Origin of the sequence: Promicromonospora umidemergens (genome assembly GCF_024171995.1) — a bacterium.
Classification (GTDB): Bacteria; Actinomycetota; Actinomycetes; order Actinomycetales; family Cellulomonadaceae; genus Promicromonospora; species Promicromonospora umidemergens.
Genome location: NZ_JAMTCT010000029.1, coordinates 42,045 through 62,507, shown reverse-complemented (window position 1 = coordinate 62,507; position 20,463 = coordinate 42,045). Strand labels below are relative to the sequence as shown.

Below are 20,463 nucleotides of genomic sequence, written 5' to 3'. Positions count from 1 at the left end.
CCGATGTTGTCTGTCGGGTGAGGCCTGCTTTCCGTTCCGGGCGAGTGCCTCGTTCCTCGGCCCTCACCCTGCACTGCACTCCGGCCTCACCCGATAATGGGTCGTTCCTCGGGGAAGCGTACGATGCGCCGCCGGTCGCGCAGCGCCAGCACCGCCACGACCGTCACCGCGCCGGTCCGCCCGACGAACATGAGCGCCGACAGCCAGTACTTGGCGGCGTCGGGCAGGCCCTGCGTGATCCCGGTGGACAGGCCGACGGTCGCGAACGCCGACAGCACCTCGAACAGCACCTTGGACAGGTTGTGGTCGGTGAGCTCCAGCAGCGCGACGCAGGAGACCAGCACGATGGACGCTCCCGTGAACACCACGGCGATGGAGAGCCGCAGCACGTCGCGCGGGATGCGCCGGCCGAACGCCTCGATGTCCCGGTCGCCGCGCGCTTCCGCGACGATCGCGAGCAGCATGACGGCGAGCGTGGTCACCTTGATGCCGCCGGCGGTCGACGCCGACCCGCCACCGACGAACATCAGCGCGTCCTGGATGAGCCAGCTCGACTGGGTCATCGCCCCGACGTCGACCGTGCTGAACCCGCCGGAGCGGGGCATGATGCCGGCGAAGACGGCGGCCAGGAGCTTCTCCCCGAGGCTCAGCGGGCCGAACGTGTGCGGGTTGGTCCACTCCAGGACCAGGAGCAGCAGCGCACCCACCACGAACAGCACGAAGCTGGTCACGAGCGTGAGCTTGGTGTGCAGGGAGAGCCGCTGGGCCCAGCCGTGCCACCGTTGACCCGACCGGGGCAGCGACCGCTGGATGTTGAGGATGACCGGGAAACCGAGCGCGCCGATGAACACGCCGAGCGCGATCGGCAGTACGAGCGTCCAGTCCCCGACGTGCGGCGCCAGGCCCTCGACCGTCGGCACGAAACCCGCGTTGTTGAACGCCGAGATCCCGTAGAACAGCGAGTGCCAGGCCGCAGTGCCCACGTTGCCCTCGATCACCAGGAACCGCGGAAAGAGCAGCAGGGCGATCGACAGCTCGATGGTGGTGGCGGTGACGATGATGACCCGGATCAGCGAGCCGACGTCGCCCAGCTTGCTGGTCTTGGTCTCCGACGCCGTGAGCAGCTTCTGCGTGAGCCCGATCTTGCGCGACACGATCATGCCGAGCAGGGAGGCGACGGTCATGATCCCGAGGCCACCCACCTTGATCCCGGCGAGGATGACTATCTGCCCGTACAGGGACCAGTAGGTCGCCGTGTCCTGCACGACGAGGCCCGTGACGCACACCGCGGACACCGCGGTGAACAAGGCGTCGACCAGGCGGGCGCCGTCGCCGTCGGCCGTGGCGAAGGGGGCGAGGAGGAGCAGGGTGAACACGCCGATCACGCACGCGAAGACCGTGACGGCCAGCCGGGCCGGGGCCCGGAACGCCAGCTCGTCGATGTACTCCCGGAGACCGAACAGCCGGTGCCGCAAGCTTCGCGCCATCCGAACCGCTCCTTCCACCCAGCTCTCGACGATCGACGCCTTACTCTGCCACGCCACGGGGCCCGTCCCGAGCAGAAACCCCCACACCGGCACCGGTCCGATACCGTGGGCTGGTGCACCTCGCCCGGCTGGTCTGGAGTCCGCGACTGCTCGAGTACGACTTCGGACCCGGGCACCCGATGTCGCCTGCCCGCCTCGACCTCACGATGCGGCTCATCGAGGCGCTCGGCCTGCTCCGGGAGCCGACGCTCGAGGTGGTGGACGCCGAGCCCGCTTCCGACGCCGTCATCGAGACGGTGCACGACGCCGACTACGTGGCCGCCGTCCGGCACGCCGGGACCACGCTGGAGCCGGACCTGGCGCGCGGGCTGGGCACCGACGACGACCCCCTGTTCGCAGGGATGCACGAGGCCGCCGCACGCCAGCTCGGTGGGTCCGTCGACCTCGCCGACGCGCTCTGGGACGGGGAGATCGCGCACGGCGTGAACGTCGCGGGCGGCATGCACCATGCGATGCCCGGTGCGGCGTCGGGCTTCTGCGTCTACAACGACGCCGCCGCGGCCATCCGGCGCCTGCTGGACCGGGGCGCTGAACGCGTCGCGTACCTGGACTTCGACGCCCACCACGGCGACGGCGTCGAGGCGATCTTCTGGGACGACCCGCGCGTGCTCACGATCTCGATCCACGAGGACGGTCGCACCCTGTTCCCCGGCACAGGTGCCTCGGCCGACATCGGCTCCGGGCCCGCGGAGGGCAGCGTCGTCAACATCCCCGTCCCGGCGCGCACCTCCGGCGCGGCATGGCTGCGGGCCATCGACGCCGTGGTACCCGCCCTGGTCCGACAGCACCGGCCGGAGGCGATCGTGTCCCAGCACGGCTGCGACGCCCACGGCCGCGACCCGCTCTCGAACCTCGACGTCTCGGTGGATGCCCAGCTGACCGCGCAGCAGTGGGCGCACGGGCTCGCGCACGAGCACGCAGAGGGCCGCTGGCTCGCGCTGGGCGGTGGCGGCTACGCCGTGTCCGACGTCGTGCCGCTCGCCTGGGCGGCGCTCGTCGCGGAGGCGGCGCACGTGCCGCTGGAACGCGGCTCGGAGCTGCCCGGCGGGTGGCGCGCGACGGTCGAGGCCCTGGACCTGGAGACCGCACGCACGCTGGGCTCTGCGGAGGTGCCCTTCCGCCCCTGGAGCGACGGCTATGACCCGGCCGACGCGGTGGACCGGTCGGTCCAGGCCACCCGAAGAGCCGTCTACCCCTTATGGGGCCTGGACCCCCTGCTGGACTGACGCCCGGCGCCCGGGGCGCGCACTCGCCGGCCAGAACTCCCCTTCGAAACCTAGGTTGCTTCGCTTTGGGGGCCCTCAAAGCGAAGCAACTTAGGTTTCGAAGCAGATGGAGCGAACGAACCGTTCGAGCCAGGGTGATGACACCTACGGCGTCTCCGCCCAGCTCGGGTTGCCGACCTTCTGACGTTCTACCGACCACTCGGGGTCACTCCGCGGCCCTCACGCCGTCCGGCGGCGGAGAGTCAGCACGCCAAGGAGCATCGCACCCACGATGAACAGGGCGATCACCCCGACCGCGCCGCGGATGTCTGCCCACTCGTCGCCCGCCGCGAGCGACGTCATCGCCTCGACGGCGTAGGTGAGCGGGAAGACGCGGGACAGCCACTCCAGGACCTCGGGCATCTGGTCACGCGGCATCAGGAGGCCGCAGGTGATGAGCTGCGGGAACAGGATCGCCGGCATCATCTGTACCGCCTGGAACTCGCTCCGGGCCAGCGCTGACGCGGCCAGGCCCAGCGTGCAGCCGAGCACCGCGTCGAGCATCGCCACGACCAGCACGAGCCACAGCGGGCCGTCCACGTCCATGCCCACCCACGTCGCGAAGCCCACCACCACGAGCGCCTGGACCAGGGCCAGCGTCGCGAACGCGAGGCCGTAGCCCGCCACGAAGTCGCCCTTGCGGATCGGCGTGGTCATGAGCCGCTCGAGCGTGCCCGACTGCCGCTCGCGGAGTGTCGCCACGCTCGTGACCAGGAACATCACGATGAGCGGGAAGATGCCCACCAGCATGGGGCCGAACCGGTCGAGCACCTGGGGCTGGTCGTCGAACATCCAGGCGATGAGGCCGATCAGCAGGCACGGCAGCACGATGATCAGGGCGACCGTGCGGTGGTCGCCGCGCAGCTGGGACAGCACGCGGCCGGCAGTGGCGAAGGTCAGGTTCATCGCGCTGTCTCCTCGGTCGACTCTGTCGACTCGCTCGGCCCGGTCGACCCGCTCGGCCCGGTCGACTCGCTCGGTCCGGTCGACCCGCTCGGCCCGGTCCCCTGAGCGGGCCGAGCGGCGGGCCGGGCCGCGTCGATCAGGGCGAGGAACGCGCGCTCGGCGTCGGGCGCCCCGGTGGTGGCCAGCAGCTCGTCGGGCGTGGTGTCCGCGACGAGCGCGCCGTCGCGCATCAGGATCAGCCGGTCGCACTGCGTCGCCTCGTCCATGACGTGGCTGGAGACGAGGAGCGTGCGGCCCTCGGCCGCCAGTCGGCGGAACACCGCCCACAGGTCGCGGCGCAGCACTGGGTCGAGGCCAACGGTGGGCTCGTCCAGTACGAGCAGGTCCGGGCCGCCCACCAGGGCCGCGGCGAGGGAGACACGGGATCGCTCACCGCCGGACAGCGTGCCGACACGCTGCTTCTCGTGCCCGCCGAGGTCGACGGTGCCGACCGCCGCGGCGACCGCCTCGGCCCCGTCCGGGATGCCGGCCAGGGCCGCGAAGTACCTGAGGTTCTGTACGACGGTGAGGTCGGTGTAGACGCTGGCGTCCTGCGTCATGTAGCCGACCCTGCGGCGCAAGACAGGGCTGCCGGCGGCGCCGCCGAGCACCTCCACCGTGCCCGTCACCTTGTCCTGCACGCCGACGAGGGAGCGCATGAGCGTCGTCTTGCCGGAGCCGGACGGCCCCATCAGCCCGACGACGGAACCGGCGGGCACCCTGAGGTCGAGCCCGTCGATGATCGGCCTGCCGCCGCGGACCACGCGCAGGCCGCGGATCACCACCGCGCTTTTCCTCATGTGAGGAATTATGCGCGCTCCGCCGACGACACCGCAAGGTCTCCCGTGAGGTACCGCTGCAGGTTGGGGCCGACGAGCGCGGCCACCTGCGACGGACGCATCGAGGCGAGCGGCTCCACCGGGACCAGGAAGCGGGTCATCATGAGGCCGGCCATCTGGGACGCCACGAGGGCTGTGCGCAGCGGCGCGTCGGGCACGTCGAGCGCCCGCACCACCGGACCGAGGATCGCCGCGCCGATGAACTGGGACAGCAGCCCACGCAGCGCGGCGTCCGACATCACGGCAGGCACGACCACCCGGACCGTGTCACCGCCGTACTCGTCCCAGAGGCCGAGCAGCGCCTCGACGAGCCGCTCCCCCAGCGTCTCCACCGGGCCGGTCGCGATCCGTCCCACGACTGCGCCGGGATCGATCCCGACGACGCCGAGCATCGCCGTCAGGAGCTTCGCCTTGTCGGAGAACCAGTGCCGCACCGTCCCCGGGTCCACGCCGGCGCGACGGGCTACCGAGCGCAGGGAGGCCGCCTCGTACCCGCGCTCGACGAACTCCGTGCGCGCGGCGGCGAGAATCTCGGAACGCGCGTCCTGCCCGGCAGGACGGCGCCCGCGGCGCGGCGCGGAGTCGGGTGATGCCATCCGGCCATTCTCGCCCACGCCGGGGCGAGTCCGGAGTTCCGCGCCAACCCAGCGATCTGGCCCGGAACTCACGTGAGTTCCGGGCCAGATCGCTGGGTTGGCGCGAACGCCTGAGGGGGGTCAGCGCGCGGCCGCGGCCCGCTTCTTGTTCCAGACGTCGAACGCGACGGCCAGGAGCAGCACGACGCCCTTGACGATCTGCTGCGTCGACTGGTCGACACCCATGAGCGACATGCCGTTGGACATGACGGCCATGATCAGGCCACCGACCATCGCGCCGGTCACGGTGCCGATACCACCGGTCACTGCGGCGCCGCCGATGAAGCAGGCCGCGATCGCGTCGAGCTCGAACATGTTGCCCGCCGCCGGCTGGGCGGCGCTCGACCGGGCGGAGTACACGATGCCAGCGATCGCGGCGAGGAAGCCCATGTTCACGAACATCCAGAAGTTCACGCGCTTCACGCGGACGCCGGACAGCTGCGCCGCGGCGAGGTTGCCGCCGATGGCGTAGACGTGGCGGCCGAACACGCTGTGCTTTGTGACGAGCGTGTAGACCATGACCAGCACCGCGAGGATGATCAGCACCGCAGGAAGCCCGCGGTACGTGGCGAGGTTCCACGCGAACCACATGACGACAGCGGCGATCACGACGAGCTTCAGCACGAACAGCACCGGCGCCTCGACGGTCTGCTTGTACGCGACGCGCGCGCGGCGGTTGCGCCACGCGTTGTACGCGAAGCCCAGCACACCGATCGCGAAGATGACGAGGGTGAAGGTGTCGTAGCCGTACCCGCCGAGCAGCCCGTTGAGGAAGCCCGAGGCGATCGAGGTGTACTCCGAGGGGAACGGTGAGAGCGAGACGTTGTTGAGCACCTCGAGCGTCAGACCGCGGAACAGCAGCATGCCGGCCAGCGTCACGATGAACGCTGGAATGCCGACGTAGGCCACCCAGAACCCTTGCCAGGCCCCTACCAGGAGCCCGGTACCGAGGGCCGCCAGCACGCCTACCCACCAGGGCTGCTCGCCCCGGATGACGACGACGGCCGCCACCGCGCCCGTCAGTGCGACCACCGACCCGACCGACAGGTCGATGTGCCCGCCGATGATGATGATCACCATGCCGATGGCGAGGATCAGGATGTACGAGAACTGCAGCACCAGGCTGGTCATGTTCCGCGAGCTGAGGAGCAGCCCGTCGGTCAGCACCGAGAACAGCACGATGATCAGCACGAACGCGATGTAGATACCGCTCGTGCGGATGTTGCGCGTGAACAGCTCTCTGAGGTTCGCGATGCCGGTCATGCCTTCGTCTCCTGCGTGTTCTCCTGCGTCATGAGGGCCATGAGTCCTTCCTGGGTGGCTGAGGCGACGTCGGCCTCGCCAGTGATTCGGCCGAAGGCCAGGGTGTAGATGCGGTCGCAGATCCCGAGGAGCTCCGGGAGCTCCGAGGAGATGACCAGCACGGCCTTCCCCGCCGCGACCAGCTCGTTGATGATGGTGTAGATCTCGTACTTGGCGCCGACGTCGATGCCGCGCGTGGGCTCGTCGAGGATCAGCACCTCAGGGGCGGTGTACAGCCACTTGGACAGCACCACCTTCTGCTGGTTGCCGCCCGAGAGCTTGCCCACCTCCACCAGCACGTTGGGGGTGCGGATGTTCATGGAGTCGCGGTACTCGCCCGCGACCTTGAGCTCCTCGTTCGCGTCCACGAAGCCGTTCTTCGACAGCTTGCCGAGACCGGCCGCCGAGATGTTGCGCTTGATGTCCTCGATGAGGTTGAGCCCGTACTGCTTGCGGTCCTCGGACACGTAGGCGATGCCGGCCTTGATCGCGTCCGGCACCGTCCCGACGGTCACCTGCTTGCCGTCCAGGTAGACCTTGCCGGAGATGTCCCGGCCGTAGGAGCGGCCGAACACCGACATCGCGAGCTCGGTGCGCCCGGCGCCCATCAGGCCTGCGATGCCGACCACCTCGCCGGCCCGGACGTTCAGGTTCGCCCTGTCGACGACGACGCGTCCTGGCTGGGTCGGGTGATGCACCGTCCAGTCCTCGATGCGCAGCACCTCCGCACCGGGGTGCGACTCGCGGGCGGGGTAGCGGTTGTCGAGGTCACGTCCCACCATGCCGCGGATGATGCGGTTCTGGATCGCCTCGGACGATGCGCCCGCCTCGGCCATGTCGAACGTCTCGATCGACTGACCGTCCCGGATGATCGTGGTGCGGTCGGCGATCTCGGCGATCTCGGCGAGCTTGTGGGAGATCATGATCGACGTGATGCCCTGCGCCTTGAACTGCCGGAGCAGGTTCAGCAGGTGCTCGGAGTCGTTGTCGTTCAGCGCTGCCGTCGGCTCGTCGAGGATGAGCAGGCTGACGTCCTTGGAGATCGCCTTGGCGATCTCCAGGAGCTGCTGCTTGCCCACGCCGAGCGCGGAGACGAGGGTGGTGGGGGTCTCGTTGAGCCCGACCCGCTCGAGGAGTGCTGCGGCCTCGGCGTTGGTCCGGTTCCAGTCGATCGCTCCGCCCGCACGACGGCGCTCGTTGCCGAGAAAGATGTTCTCCGCGATCGACAGGTACGGGACGAGCGCGAGCTCCTGGTGGATGATCACCACGCCCCGCGCCTCGGAGTCGTTGATGGTGCCGAACTGGGCGGTCTCGCCGTCGAGCACGATGTCGCCGTCGTAGGTACCGTACGGGTACACGCCCGACAGCACCTTCATCAGGGTGGACTTGCCCGCCCCGTTCTCGCCGCAGATCGCGTGGATCTCGCCTCGACGGACAGTGAGGTTGACGTCCTGGAGTGCCTTGACCCCGGGGAATGTCTTGGTGATGCCGCGCATCTCGAGGATGTCGGTCGGCGCCGAATCGGCCATGCCAGTCCTTGTCGCGTACTTGTCGCCAGTGGTGGTGTTGCGGGTGGCCGACGCCGGCCTGGTTCCGACCGGCCGGCCGGTGGTCGAGCTCGTCGAGACCGGGTCTCTGGGAGCGCGACCACCGACCGGCCGCCGGGACATCAGCCGGGTCGGGCCGACCTACCGAGGTGCCGCTCCGGCTAGTCGGTCTGGCCGGAAGCGACCTCTTCCTCGGTGAGGTAGCCGGACTCGATGAGCTCGGCCTCGAGGTTGTCCGCCGTGACGATCACCGTGGGGAGCAGGAACGACGGCACGACCTTCACGCCGTTGTCGTAGGTCTCCGTGTCGTTCGCCTCGGGCTCGTTGCCCTCGAGGAACGACGTGGCGGCGATGACGGCCTGCTCGGCCAGCAGCCGGGTGTCCTTGAAGATCGTCGAGTACTGCTTGCCGTCCTCGATCAGCTTGGCCGACGCCGCCTCGGCGTCCTGCCCGGTGATGACCGGCATGTCGAGGTCACCCTTGCCGTAGCCCGAGTTGCTCAGCGCGGTGATGACACCGCGCGACAGCACGTCGGCGGGTGCCAGCACACCGTCGATGGTCTTCTCGCCCTTGCTGTACGAGGAGGTCAGCAGGTCCTCCATGCGGCTCTGCGCGCCCTCCTGCTCCCAGCGCTGGATGGCGACGGTGCCGAAGTCGGTCTGCTTGGAGGGCACGACCAGCGTGCCGTCGTCGAGGTACGGCTGCAGGACGGACATGGCGCCGTCGAAGAAGAACCCGGCGTTGTTGTCGTCGGGTGAACCGGCGAAGATCTCGATGTTGAACGGGCCCTCGGGCGCGTCAGCGGCCTCCTCGCCGTTCTCGTCCAGGATGCCGAGACCGGTCAGCAGCGAGGTGCCCTGCTGCACACCGACCTCCTCGTTGTCGAACGTGACGTAGAAGTCGACGTTCTCCGAGTCGCGGATGAGGCGGTCGTACGAGATGACCGGGATGTCCGCGGCAGCGGCGGCCTCGAGCTGGCTGCCCAGCGCGGTGCCGTCGATGGAGGCGATGATCAGCGCCTCGGCGCCCTTGTTGATCATCGCGTCGATCTGCTGCTGCTGGGTCGGGATGTCGTCGCCCGCGAACTGCAGGTCGACGTCGTACCCGGCCTCCTCGAGACCGCTCTTGACGGCGTCGCCGTCCGCGATCCAACGCTCGTAGGTCTGGGTGGGCATGGCAACGCCCACGAGGCCGCCCTCCTCGCCGTCCCCTGCCGCACCACCGTCAGCGCCACCACCGGCACCTGCGCCACCGCCGCCGCACGCGGCGAGCGAGACGGCCATCGCACCCGTCGCCAGTACTGCCAGACCGTGCCTGGCCCACAGCTTCCTTGCCATGACATCTCCTCTTCGAGGTTCCTTCCGGGCACGTCTGCGACCCGGCCGACTACGATTGTTAACGCTCACACGAGCGCCGGTCAAAATCGTGTCGGGGTGAACTCCGCCACGATCGATCGGCGACGCTATCACCGTAGCCGTGGTAGAGGAAATGTAAGGAGCCCTTCTCGAATGGTTACGGCATTGATACCGTCAACCCGCTGGGAGCCAGGTCAAGGAATCCTGAACCCCGTGCGCCGACGCTCGAGGACGATGTGCGCCTCACCGGACGCTCCCGAGCGACAGGCCGCCCTGCCAGTACTTCTGCAGGGAGAGGAACGCTATGACCAGGGGGACCACCGAGAGGAAGGACCCGGTGACGATGAGATTCCAGACCTGCTCGCCCCCCGCGCCGGCATTGGAAAGGGCTTGCCAGTTATAGATCCCTACCGTGACCGGGAGCAGATTCGGGTCCCGGAGCACGGCGAGCGGCAGGAAGAAGTTGTTCCAGGTCGCGACGGTCGTGAGCAGCAGCACCGTGACGATCGCCGGGCGCAGCAGCGGCAGCACCACCTGGAAGAAGAGCCGAAGTTCACCCGCGCCGTCGACCCGCCCGGCGTCGAGCACCTCCTCCGGCACGGCGTCCTGCGCGTAGACCCGAACCAGGTAGACGCCGACCGGGCTGAGCAGCGACGGCAGGATCACCGCCCACATCGTGTTGAGCAGGCCCATCCCGCTGAGCAGCACGAAGGTGGGGATCACGAGCGCCGTCATCGGCACCATCACGGAGCCGAGCAGCAGCGCGAAGAACACGCTCCGGCCGCGGAACCGGTACTTGGCCAGGCCGTAGCCGGCCAGCACCGAGAGCACCGTCGCGCCCACGCCGCCCGCGATGGCATACACGAACGAGTTGCGGAACCAGATCCAGTAGATGCCGCCCTGGTGGCTGAAGAGGCCGGCGATGTTGTCGGCCAGGGCGAAGTCCGAGCCGAACCAGAGCGGTGCGCCGCCGAACAGGCCGGCGTTCGTCTTGGTGGACGCCACCGCCAGCCACCACAGGGGCACCACGAAGTACAGCGCGAGCAGGACGAGCACCACGTGGGAGCCCAGCCGGCGGCCTTGGCCCACCGGCGTGCCGGTGGCCCGCTCGGTACGTGCCCTGGAAAGAAGGGTCGAGTTCGCCATCACTTCAGCCCGCTCTGCTTGCGTGTCAGGAACAGAAAGAGGTACGAGCCCACGAACACCAGGAAGCCGAGCGAGAACGCGAGCGTCGACGCGTAGTTGAACTGGCTGTAGTTGAACGCCGTGGCGAACGCGTACATGTTCGGGGTGTAGTCGGTCGGGATGGCTCCCATCGCGGAGGACCGCAGCACCTGCGGCTCCGTGAAGAACTGCAGCGTGCCGATGAGCGCGAAGACCACGATCATCACCATCGAGGACGAGATCATCGGCACCTTGATCCGCAGCGCGATCTGCCGGCGGTCGGCGCCGTCGAGCACCGCCGCCTCATAGATCGACGGGTCGATCGACCTCAGGGCCGCGTAGATGATGATCATGTAGTAGCCCACCCACTGCCAGGTCACGATGTTGACCAGCGACCCGAAGATGTTGGCGGAGCTCAGGAAGTCCGGCGCCGTCAGCCCCACCAGGCCGAACAGGTCCTGTGCCGGGCCGAACCGCGGGCTGTACAGGAAGCCCCACATGAGGGCCCCGATCACGGCCGGGATGGCGTACGGCACGAAGATCAGCAGCCGCGAGACCTGGCTCAGCCGCGTGGCGAGCGTGTCGAGCAGGAGCGCCGCCACGAGCGCGACCAGGACCTGGACCGGCACCATGACCAGCACGAACCGGAGGACCCGCCAGAGCCCTTCGAGGAACACCGGGTCCGTGAACGCCTTGACGTAGTTGTCGGCGCCCACGAACACGTTGCGGCCGGCCGTCGCGATGCCCTTGTTGTGCAGGCTCATCCACAGCGCGTAGCCCAGCGGCAGCACCAGGAACACGGCGAACACCGCGGCGAACGGTGCCACGTACACGTATCCCCAGCGCTGCCGTCGGCTGGCGATCTTGCTCGTGGGCCGGGTCGTCCTGGCCGGCCCACCAGGCGTGACGGCGCTCTTGCTCTCGCTCAGTACCGAGCTCATTCTGTGACCGTGAAGCCCTGCTCGGTGGCGTACTGCACCAGACCGTCCTGGACGGTGCCCAGTGCGGTGGCGGCGTCGGTGTCGTTCTCGACCATGTCGAACAGGGCCTGCGTCTGCTGGTCGTAGGCGTAGACCTGGAACGGGCTGAACGAGAAGCCCTCGTACCCGTTCGCGGCGTCGAGGAACACCTCCTCGTTGATCTTCTGGCCGCCGAAGAACGGCGCCTCGAGGCCCGTGAACCAGTCCGACTCGAGCATCGGCTTCCACTGCGGCCACAGGGCAGCCTCCTCGACGCCGAGCCTCCACGCCTCGTCGGTGTCGAACAGCTCCTTCGCGACCGTCGCGGCGGCCTCCGGCTGCTCGGACTGGGTGGTCACGGCGAACGTGGAACCGCCCCAGTTCACCTGGACCGGGTTCTCCGGGTCCCACTGCGGGAGCGGAGCGGCGCGCCACTCGGCGTCGGCGTCCGCCTCGGAGAGGCCCTGCAGGTAGCCGGGGCCCCAGGCGGCCGCGAGGTAGACGGCGTAGGTGCCGTCCACGAGCGCCGCGTTGTAGTCGGTCGTGAACGCGTCCTCGGTGGCGACCAGGTCGTCGTCGATCAGGCCCTTCCAGTAGCCGAGGACCTCCTCAGCCTCCGGGCTGTCGACATTGATGCCGATCTCGGTCGGCTTCGCGGCGTCGTACTGGAACGGCTCCCAGCCGTTCTGCGCGAACAGCGCGTAGTTGAGCGCGTTGCCGTTGGTCGGGAAGTCGGTGATGTGGCCTTCGAAGCCGGCGTCGCGCAGGTCCTGGGCGGCCGTCGCGAACTCGTCCCAGGTGGTCGGCACCTCGACGCCGTGCTCCGCGAAGATGTCGGCCCGGTAGAGCATGCCCATGGGGCCGCCGTCGACGGGGATCGCGTAGACGGAGTCGCCGCCCGAGACGTCGGACCACGAGCCCGCCGTGTAGTCGGCCTCCAGCTCGCCCGCGCCGTACTCGGACAGGTCCACGAGCGAGTCGAGGATCGTGAAGGTGGGGAGCACCTCTGCCTCGAGCATGATCACGTCGGGCGCGCCGGTACCTGCCTCGATCGCGGTCTGGAACTTGTTGTACTCGTCGGCGCCCTGGCCTGCGTTGGTCCAGCAGATCTGCAGGTCCGTGTGGGTCTCGTTGAAGCGGTCCACGATCGTCTCGAACGACGGGTACCAGGCCCACACGGTCACCTGGGTGGCGTCGGCCTGCTTGATCTCGTTGGTGCAGGTCGCCTCCGCGGCGCCACCGCTGCCACCGGAGCAGGCCGCGAGACCAGCGGCGGATACGGCCATGGCGGCTGCGGCAGCCACGCCTCGGCGTCGGGCTGATCTACGCATCCGAGTCCTCCTTGATTCGGTGCCACGGCCGAAGGGCCGAGGCGCTCCCGGCGTCGTCACCGGGTTTCTTTTCAACGTTGTAGGAACGCCGGGCACCGTTCTACCGGCTACTGGCCGCCGTGGCAAGGGGGTCGACCGTGGCCGATCGGCAAAACGTCAGGTCGTCGTGAGTTCGAACTGCCGACTACGTGACCTTTTGCCGACCACGCCACCGCCGGGCATCACCCACCAGCTCGGTCCCGCCCTCCTGGAGCGCTACCACCCGGCCGGCCTCGCCCGTCGCGACGTCGCCGGTCGACTCGCGGCCCACGATCCGCGAGTCCGGCACCACCTTCCGGAAGGGCGCAGGGTCGCCGGTCGCGCCGATGCGCTCCAGCAGCAGCTCCACCGCGGTGTGCGCGATCTGGTCGCGGCCGGGGTCCACGGAGGACAGCGCGGGGACCGAGTACTTCGCGTCGTCGACGTCGTCGAACCCGATGAGCGCCACGCCCCCGGGGACGTCGATCCGGTGGGCGTGCAGGGCGTGCAGCGCGCCGAGCGCCAGCGCGTCGTTGAGCGCGAACACGGCGTCGATCTCCACCCCGTCGTCGAGCATGCGGCTCATCGCCTCCGCGCCGGTGGAGCGGTGCCAGAGGCCCGCCTCGCCGACGAGCTCCGGCACGAACGGCAGCCCCGCCTCTTCCAGCCCCTCGCGGTAGCCCGCCGTACGCAGCGCGGCGGACCCCACCTGCTCCCCCTCGTGCGCCCCGATCACGGCGATCCGACGGCGGCCGAGCGACGCCAGGTGCAACGTTGCCGCCTTGGCGGCCGCTACGTTGTTCATCGTCACGTGGTCGGCCGGCGCCCCGAAGACGCGCTCGCCCAGCAGCACCAGCGGGAAGTCGACGGTGAACAGGCCGAGGTCGTCGGGCCCGAGCGCCAGCGGCGAGAAGATCAGCCCGTCCGTGAGGTGCCTGCGCCGGCCCGAGAGCACCTCGGTCTCCCGCTCGCGGCTGGCGCTGGTCTGCTCGATGAGCACCGTCCACCCGGCGGCGTCCGCGGCGGAGATGACGGCGTCGGCCAGCTCCGCGAAGTACGGGAGCGACAGCTCCGGGACCGCCAGCGTGATCAGCCCGGTACGCCGCGTCCGGAGGTTCCGGGCGGACATGTTGACGCGGTAACCCAGGTCGTCGATCGCCGTCTCGACCCGCTGCTTGGTCTCGGCCCGGATGTACGGATAGCCGTTCACCACGTTCGACACGGTCTTGATGGACACGCCTGCGCGCTGTGCCACGTCGTGCATCGTCACGGCCACGCTGCCAGCCTCCGCTCCTGAGTTTTCCCACAGGGTAGAGGACCGTCGTCGCCGCCGCGTCGTCGATCGACTAGTGTGCAACGTTGTAGAACCGCCGACCGATCAGCGAGGAACAATGACGACCTCACCTACCCGCGTCCTGCTGCACCCCGACTTCACCGTCGGCGCCGTCGACCGTCGCCTCTTCGGCTCCTTCGTGGAGCACCTGGGGCGTGCGGTCTACACGGGCATCCACGAACCGGGCCACCCGACGTCCGACAGCAACGGCTTCCGCCGGGACGTCGCCGACCTGACGCGTGAGCTCGGCGTCACCACCGTCCGGTATCCGGGTGGAAACTTCGTCTCGAACTACCGGTGGGAGGACGCCGTCGGCCCGGTGGAGCAGCGCAAGCCGTTCCTCGACCTCGCGTGGCGCACCGTCGAGCCCAACCTCGTGGGGACCGACGAGTTCCTGCAGTGGGCCGAGCGCGAGGGCATCGAGCCGATGATGGCAGTCAACCTCGGCACCCGCGGTGTCGAGGAGGCGGTGGCCCTGCTCGAGTACTGCAACGGCGAGGCGGGCACCCGCTGGGCCGACCTGCGGATCGCGAACGGCCGCGAGGAACCCTACGGCGTCAGGCTCTGGTGCCTCGGCAACGAGATGGACGGCCCCTGGCAGATCGGGCACAAGGACGCGCACGAGTACGGCAAGCTCGCCCGCAACGCCGGCGCCGCGATGAAGCTCGTCGACCCGTCGATCGAGCTCGTCGTGTGCGGGTCGTCGTCCATGCAGATGGCGACGTTCGGCGAGTGGGAACGCACGGTCCTCGAGTACACGTACGACCTGGTGGACCACATCTCGATGCACGCGTACTACGAGGAGGTCGACGGCGACCGCGCGTCGTTCCTCGGGTCCGGCACCGCGATGGACCGGTTCATCGATCGGGTGGTGGCCTCCGCCGACGCCGTCGGCGCCCAGCGTCGCTCGGACAAGAAGATCACCGTGAGCTTCGACGAGTGGAACGTCTGGTACCTGACCACCCGCTTCCCCGGCGAGGAGAACCTGCCGATCCAGAAGGACGCCCCGCGCATCATCGAGGACGTCTACTCCGGGCTCGACGCCGTGGTGGTGGGTGACCTGCTGGTCACGCTGCTGAACCACGCCGACCGCGTGCCGGTCGCCTGCCTCGCCCAGCTCGTCAACGTGATCGCGCCGATCATGACCGAGCCCGGCGGCGAGGCCTGGCGGCAGCCGACGTTCCACCCCTTCGCGACGACGGCACGCCTGGCCCAGGGCGAGGCGCTCGACCTGCGCGTGGCGACCCCGACCATCACGACCAAGGCGCACGGCGAGGTGCCGGCGGTCACGGCGGCGGCCACCCTGTCGGACGGCGCCGTCGCGCTGTTCCTGACCAACCGCTCCGCCGAGCCGGTCGAGGTCGAGCTGGCGCACCTGGGTGCGGCGCTCGAGGTCACCGAGGGCTGGTCGATGACCGCCGACCACGAGCCCGCCGTCGTCGGCCCCGAGCACGCGGAGAAGGTGGCCGCGGAGCACTGGGGCGCGTTCGACGTCACCGGTCGGGTCGCCGCCGGCGGAGGCCCGACGACGAAGGTGACGCTGCCCGCGGAGTCGTGGACAGCGCTGTCGGGAACCCTCACCACCCACTGATTCCCTTTGTCGTGGGCGTGATCGTTGCGGCTACGTGCCCGTTCCAGGCGCAACGATCACGCCCACGACCGAAGAGGTCAGCCCTTGTTGCCGAAGTCGAAGCCGCCGTCGGCCTCTGCGGCGCGCCAGAAGTCGCGCAGCATCTCCTCCGGGGTGTGCAGGTTGTGCCGGCTCGACACGGGCTCCTCGTCGCCCGAGATCGCCTTGACCTCGTCGTGGATGCGCTCCATCGAGGTGTCGAGCGACCAGGCGACGTCGGCCGCGAGCTTGAGCGAGTCGGTGAGGTGCCTGGGCACGTCGCCGTCGTACTTGTAGTAGATCTTGTGCTCGAGGCTCGCCCAGAAGTCCATGGCGATGGTGCGCAGCTGGATCTCGACGATGACGTTCTCGACCCGGTCGGACAGGAACACGGGGATCTGCACGATGAGGTGCAGCGACTTGTACCCGGCCGCCTTCGGGCTCTTGATGTAGTCCCGCTCCTCGAGGACCGTGATGTCCGACTGCTTCAGGAGCATGTCGCGGACCAGGTAGATGTCGTTGACGAAGCTGCAGGTGATCCGCACCCCTGCGATGTCGAACATCTGCGCCCGGATGCCCTCCGGCGTCAGCGGAATGCCCTTGCGGCGGCACTTGGCCACTATCGACTCGAACGACTTGAGCCGCGACCCGACGTGCTCGACCGGGTTGTAGTTCTGCATGTGCCGGAACTCGTCGCGCAGGATCGAGACCTTGGTCATGATCTCGTCGATCCCGAACTTGTAGGTCAGCACCAGCCGGCGCATCTCTCCGACGAGCTTTCGGAGCTCGGCGGGATCTGGTATCGGATGTTCCCGGACATCCTCGGGCAGCTTGCTCACGGGACCACCGTACGGGTTGACGGCGGTCCCATGGGCCCGAGTTCGTTGTGGGCGCGACCGTTGCGGCGACATGCACGTTCTAGCCGCAAAGATCACGCCCACAACCAGCTATCCGGCGTCTGTGAGGCGGAGGAACGTGATCGAGTGCGCGGGGAAGTCGTACGTGAACTCCGTGCCGCCGTCGGACGACGACACGTCGAGCGTCGCCGTGCCTTCCACCGGCACTATCCGCTCGGGTCGCGTCTTGGTGTTCACCGCCGACGGCGCCCCGCTCATCTCGGTCACGGACGCCTCCGGACCCACCTGGGCCCCGTTCACGGACACCGCCGTGCGCGCCACGGAGTCGTACGGGTTGACGACCTTGAGCACCAGCTCGCCGGTCTCGGCGTCCCGGGTGACCACCTGGTACAGCGACTCGGTGGTCGGCTCGGAGTACTTCATCTGCAGCTCACCGTCGAGGTACAGCTCGATGGTCCGCCCGGACACCACGACCTTCACGTGGTAGTCCTTGCCCGTCTCCAGGGAGTGCCCCTCGATGGCCGCGACCTCGCCCGCGGGGCCGCCGTCGGCCCGCTGCAGCGCCTGCCGCGTGTTGTTCCACCCGCCGAGGTTCCACCAGTAGAAGTCGTCCTGGCCCCCGGCGGCGAACCCGACGAGGAAGGCCTCGCTGCCGCCCAGCTTCCGGGCGTCGAGCTCCAGCGTGTAGTTGTCCCAGTCCTTGGTGTAGGCGTCCGTGATGATCGAGCGGGCGTCGGTGACGTCGCCGGCCGACTGCACGTACTCGCCGTCGGACACGGCCCACGAACCCGACTTCGGGTCCCACCGCGACCCGTCGTCGAACGAGTCGGAGAAGAGCAGTTCACCGGACTCGTTGTCGGTCACCGTCACGTCGTCGTACGCGGCCTGGGTGTTCCAGGTCGACAGGAAGACGCCGCCACCGATGTCCTCCGGCGTCTCCTCCGGGCCGTCGTGCGTGGACGGGACCACCTGGTCGCCGGTGTTCGTCATGAACATCTGCTGCGTGTAGTACGACGTCGAGCCCCACGACTCGTCGTTGTCGAACCACATCATGTCCGGGGACCACTGGACGTAGTCCTCGTTGGCGAACATCGGCGCGTAGGACGCGAGCTCCACCAGGTCGGCGTTGCGCTCGATCCCCGTCATGTACGCGGCCTCCGAGAGCGCGTTGGACCAGGCGTTGCCGCGCGACGCGTACTCGCCGAGGAACACGTGCGGCCCCTCCCGGTCGTAGGAGTCGTAGCGCTCGGTGTTGCTGAGGAACCACGAGGGGTCGTTGTAGTAGTGCTCGTCGACCATCGCGACGCCCTGCTCGCGGTTGAAGTCCCACAGCTCGTCGAACCGGGCGCCGGTGTCGTCAGGGCCGGAGTTCGAGATCACCGTGACCTCGGGGTGAGCCGCCTCGACGGCGTCCCGGAACCGCGGGAAGTTGGCCTCGAACGTCCGGGTGTTCTCCTCGTTGCCCAGGCCGATGTACTTCATGTCGAACGGCTCGGGGTGGCCCAGCGCGGCGCGCTTCGCACCCCACTCCGTGTCCACGGAACCGTTGGCGAACTCGATGAGGTCGACGGTGTCCTGCACCCAGCGGTCGATGCCTGCGTCGTCGGTCAGCTCGGGGATGTTGCTGCCGCAGCCGTTGGCGCCGACCGACAGCACCGGCAGCGGCGTCGCCCCCAGGTCCTCGGCGAACTCGAAGTACTCGAGGTAGCCGAGGCCGTAGGTCTGGTTGTAGCCCCAGAAGTTCCAGTTGGTCGGGCGCTCCTCGACCGGCCCGATGGTCTCCTTCCACTGGTAGGTCCGACGGCGGTCCGCGCCGTCCGACTCCAGGTACGTGTCGAACGTGCCGACGTTGGTGACGCAGCCGCCGGGGAACCGCAGGAAGGACGGCTCGAGGTCGGCGACCTTCTGCGCGAGGTCCTCGCGCAGCACCGAGCGGCCGTTGACCGGGCCGTCCCAGGTGTCGCGCGGGAACAGGGAGACCATGTCAAGGCGCAGCGTGCCGGCCGCGCCGCCCGTCACCACGAGCCGGGCGTCGTTCACCGTCTTGGTCGCGGTGAGCTTGGCGTTGTGCTTCTTCCACCGGTCGGTGCCGTTGACGTTGATCGTGGTGGAGGCGTAGGTCGTGCTGCCGTCCGGGGACTCGAGGCTGACCTTGAGGCGTTGCTTGCGCTCGGCGCGCGCGAACACCGAGAAGTCGTACTTCTCGCGCTTCTCGATCGCGAAGCCCTCGTTGTAGCTCGCGTTGCGCACGCCGACGCCGGGGCCGTCCGCCTCGACGGTCAGGTAGGCGCGGTTGGTGCCGCCCAGCCACTCGGCCCGCTCGGACTCCACCGTGGCGGTGCCCGAACTCCCCCGCTGGACGACGTCCCAGCCGGTCATGCCGGTGAACGCCGCGTTGTCCGTCGAGGCGAACTCGAAGGACCGGTTGCGGACCAGCTCGGCGTACAGGCCGCCGTCGGCCGCGTAGTTGATGTCCTCGTAGAAGACGCCGTACAGGTCGTCGCTCATCTCGGTGCCCGCAGCGGCGGCGTCGACGTCGAGCGTGTGCTCCTGCACCGGGGTCTCCGCCGGCGGGTACGCCGCCAGCAGCGCGGCCTGTTCCTCGGCGGTGATCGGCAGGACCGTGCCGTGCCGGGGGCTGGCCGGCAGGTTCGCGTCCAGGTTGGCGGTCCACTCCCCGCTGCTCAGGTCGTCCGACTCGAAGAGCATGTAGCCCTGGCCGCCGTGATAGCTCGGCTGGTCCTGCAGCAGGAACCAGCGGTCGTCGGTGAGCGACGGGAACAGCGTGGGTCCCTCCCCGCCGGTGAACGTGCCGCCCCAGGGGTTCGGCTGTCCGAACCCGACGCGCTCGGAGACCAGGTCCCAGCCGTCGCCGTCGGACACGCCCTGCGTGCGCCGCAGGTCCGTTGACGACTCCTGGCGCATCCCCATGTACGACTCGTCCTTGGTGAGGCGGTGGTAGACGCCGTCCTCCTCCTGGACCGTGGAGTCGATCATGCCGAGCCCGTCGCCCTGCGGCTCGTCGATCCAGACCTCCGGCTCCGAGAACGTCTCGAAGTCCGTGGTGGTCGCGTACATCATGCGCTGGTATGACGTGCGGATGTCGCGCTCGGCGGGCGGGACGTCGTCCGGGTAGAGCGCGGAGGCCCAGTAGACGACGAACTCGCCGGCCGCCTCGTCCCAGTACGCCTCTGGCGCCCACAGGTTGCCGGCGTTCTCGGGGGCGAGCTCGATCTCGCGCTGCTCGCCCCAGCTCACCAGGTCGGTGGACTCCCACACCATGATCGAGCGGCTGCCCGTCTCCTGGGCGTCGCCGAAGTTGCCGCCGCCGTAGATCTGCAGGTCGGTCGCGAGGAGGTAGTACGTGCCGTCGTCGCCCCGGATCAGGAACGGGTCGCGCAGGCCCTCGGTGCCGAGCGTGGAGGTGAGCACCGGATCGCCGCCGTTCAGCGTGGTCCAGTCCAGGGGGTCGGGGCCGTCCGAGACGGCGAACGAGATGGTCTCGCCGTCCGCGGTGGACTCGCCGGTGAAGTAGGGGAAGAAGTAGGCGGCGTGGTCGCCCTCCTCCCCCGAGGCCGCCGCCGTGCCGGACGTCGCAGCGGGCGGCTCGGCCGCCGAGGCGACCGGGTCGCCGTCGGGCGCCGCGACGACGCCCGCCAGGCCGACCGCGAGGGCAGCGCCCGCCGCGAGCGCAGCTCTTTTATATCGATGTAGAACCATGTTCTGTCGATCCCTTCACGTCACTGTGGGTGGGGTT

Annotated in this window: 15 protein-coding genes; 2 read left to right on the top strand and 13 right to left on the bottom strand. The window is 69.1% G+C overall.

All coding sequences use genetic code 11. The features are described from left to right. Nucleotides 1–86: 86 nt before the first annotated feature. Entirely contained in the window at nucleotides 87–1,487 is a 1,401-nt protein-coding gene (locus APR04_RS27500; RefSeq protein ID WP_253877137.1) for a TrkH family potassium uptake protein, read from the bottom strand. A 113-nt stretch (nucleotides 1,488–1,600) separates the two neighbouring features. Between APR04_RS27500 and APR04_RS27495 the strand changes: the two genes are divergently transcribed. Next, on the top strand, nucleotides 1,601–2,773 hold the full coding sequence (locus APR04_RS27495) for an acetoin utilization protein AcuC (RefSeq protein WP_253877135.1): 1,173 nt from the start codon (nucleotides 1,601–1,603) through the stop codon (nucleotides 2,771–2,773). A 219-nt stretch (nucleotides 2,774–2,992) separates the two neighbouring features. Here APR04_RS27495 and APR04_RS27490 read toward each other — a convergent pair whose 3' ends face one another. From APR04_RS27490 to APR04_RS27445, 10 genes are all read right to left on the bottom strand, one after another. Continuing rightward, on the bottom strand, nucleotides 2,993–3,718 hold the full coding sequence (locus APR04_RS27490) for an ABC transporter permease (protein WP_253877133.1): 726 nt from the start codon (nucleotides 3,716–3,718) through the stop codon (nucleotides 2,993–2,995). Further along, the gene (locus APR04_RS27485) at nucleotides 3,715–4,557 is read right to left on the bottom strand and encodes an ABC transporter ATP-binding protein (protein ID WP_253877131.1); all 843 of its coding nucleotides are present in this window, start codon (nucleotides 4,555–4,557) and stop codon (nucleotides 3,715–3,717) included. Before APR04_RS27485 ends, APR04_RS27490 begins: the two co-directional genes overlap by 4 nt. Before the next feature lie 8 nt (nucleotides 4,558–4,565). Beyond that, the gene (locus tag APR04_RS27480; protein WP_253877129.1) at nucleotides 4,566–5,192 is read right to left on the bottom strand and encodes a TetR/AcrR family transcriptional regulator; all 627 of its coding nucleotides are present in this window, start codon (nucleotides 5,190–5,192) and stop codon (nucleotides 4,566–4,568) included. Between the two features lie 120 nt (nucleotides 5,193–5,312). Beyond that, complete coding sequence (gene mmsB / locus APR04_RS27475; RefSeq protein ID WP_253877127.1) at nucleotides 5,313–6,494, bottom strand: multiple monosaccharide ABC transporter permease; 1,182 nt, start codon at nucleotides 6,492–6,494, stop codon at nucleotides 5,313–5,315. After that, a complete protein-coding gene (gene mmsA / locus APR04_RS27470) occupies nucleotides 6,491–8,062 on the bottom strand; it encodes a multiple monosaccharide ABC transporter ATP-binding protein (protein ID WP_253877124.1) in 1,572 nt (523 codons plus the stop codon). Before mmsA ends, mmsB begins: the two co-directional genes overlap by 4 nt. A gap of 179 nt (nucleotides 8,063–8,241) precedes the next feature. Next, the gene (gene chvE, locus APR04_RS27465) at nucleotides 8,242–9,417 is read right to left on the bottom strand and encodes a multiple monosaccharide ABC transporter substrate-binding protein (protein ID WP_253877114.1); all 1,176 of its coding nucleotides are present in this window, start codon (nucleotides 9,415–9,417) and stop codon (nucleotides 8,242–8,244) included. 261 nt (nucleotides 9,418–9,678) lie between these two features. Further along, nucleotides 9,679–10,581 (bottom strand): carbohydrate ABC transporter permease, encoded by a 903-nt coding sequence (locus APR04_RS27460; protein ID WP_253877112.1) that lies wholly within the window; start codon nucleotides 10,579–10,581, stop codon nucleotides 9,679–9,681. Beyond that, nucleotides 10,581–11,540 carry a carbohydrate ABC transporter permease gene (locus tag APR04_RS27455; protein WP_253877110.1) on the bottom strand — a complete coding sequence of 320 codons (960 nt, stop codon included), beginning with the start codon at nucleotides 11,538–11,540 and terminating at the stop codon, nucleotides 10,581–10,583. Before APR04_RS27455 ends, APR04_RS27460 begins: the two co-directional genes overlap by 1 nt. Next, a complete protein-coding gene (locus APR04_RS27450) occupies nucleotides 11,537–12,889 on the bottom strand; it encodes an ABC transporter substrate-binding protein (RefSeq protein ID WP_253877108.1) in 1,353 nt (450 codons plus the stop codon). The genes APR04_RS27455 and APR04_RS27450 overlap by 4 nt, the downstream gene beginning before the upstream one ends. A 184-nt stretch (nucleotides 12,890–13,073) precedes the next feature. Continuing rightward, nucleotides 13,074–14,171 carry a LacI family DNA-binding transcriptional regulator gene (locus APR04_RS27445; RefSeq protein WP_253877160.1) on the bottom strand — a complete coding sequence of 366 codons (1,098 nt, stop codon included), beginning with the start codon at nucleotides 14,169–14,171 and terminating at the stop codon, nucleotides 13,074–13,076. Between the two features lie 127 nt (nucleotides 14,172–14,298). Here APR04_RS27445 and arfA point away from each other — a divergent pair, with 127 nt between their 5' ends. Then, a complete protein-coding gene (arfA, locus tag APR04_RS27440) occupies nucleotides 14,299–15,831 on the top strand; it encodes an arabinosylfuranosidase ArfA (RefSeq protein WP_253877106.1) in 1,533 nt (510 codons plus the stop codon). 77 nt (nucleotides 15,832–15,908) lie between these two features. Here arfA and APR04_RS27435 read toward each other — a convergent pair whose 3' ends face one another. Continuing rightward, nucleotides 15,909–16,688: a GTP pyrophosphokinase gene (locus tag APR04_RS27435; protein ID WP_253877104.1), complete on the bottom strand. Its 780-nt coding sequence runs from the start codon at nucleotides 16,686–16,688 to the stop codon at nucleotides 15,909–15,911. A 108-nt stretch (nucleotides 16,689–16,796) separates the two neighbouring features. Continuing rightward, entirely contained in the window at nucleotides 16,797–20,426 is a 3,630-nt protein-coding gene (locus APR04_RS27430) for an alpha-L-arabinofuranosidase family protein (protein WP_253877102.1), read from the bottom strand. Nucleotides 20,427–20,463: the final 37 nt, after the last annotated feature.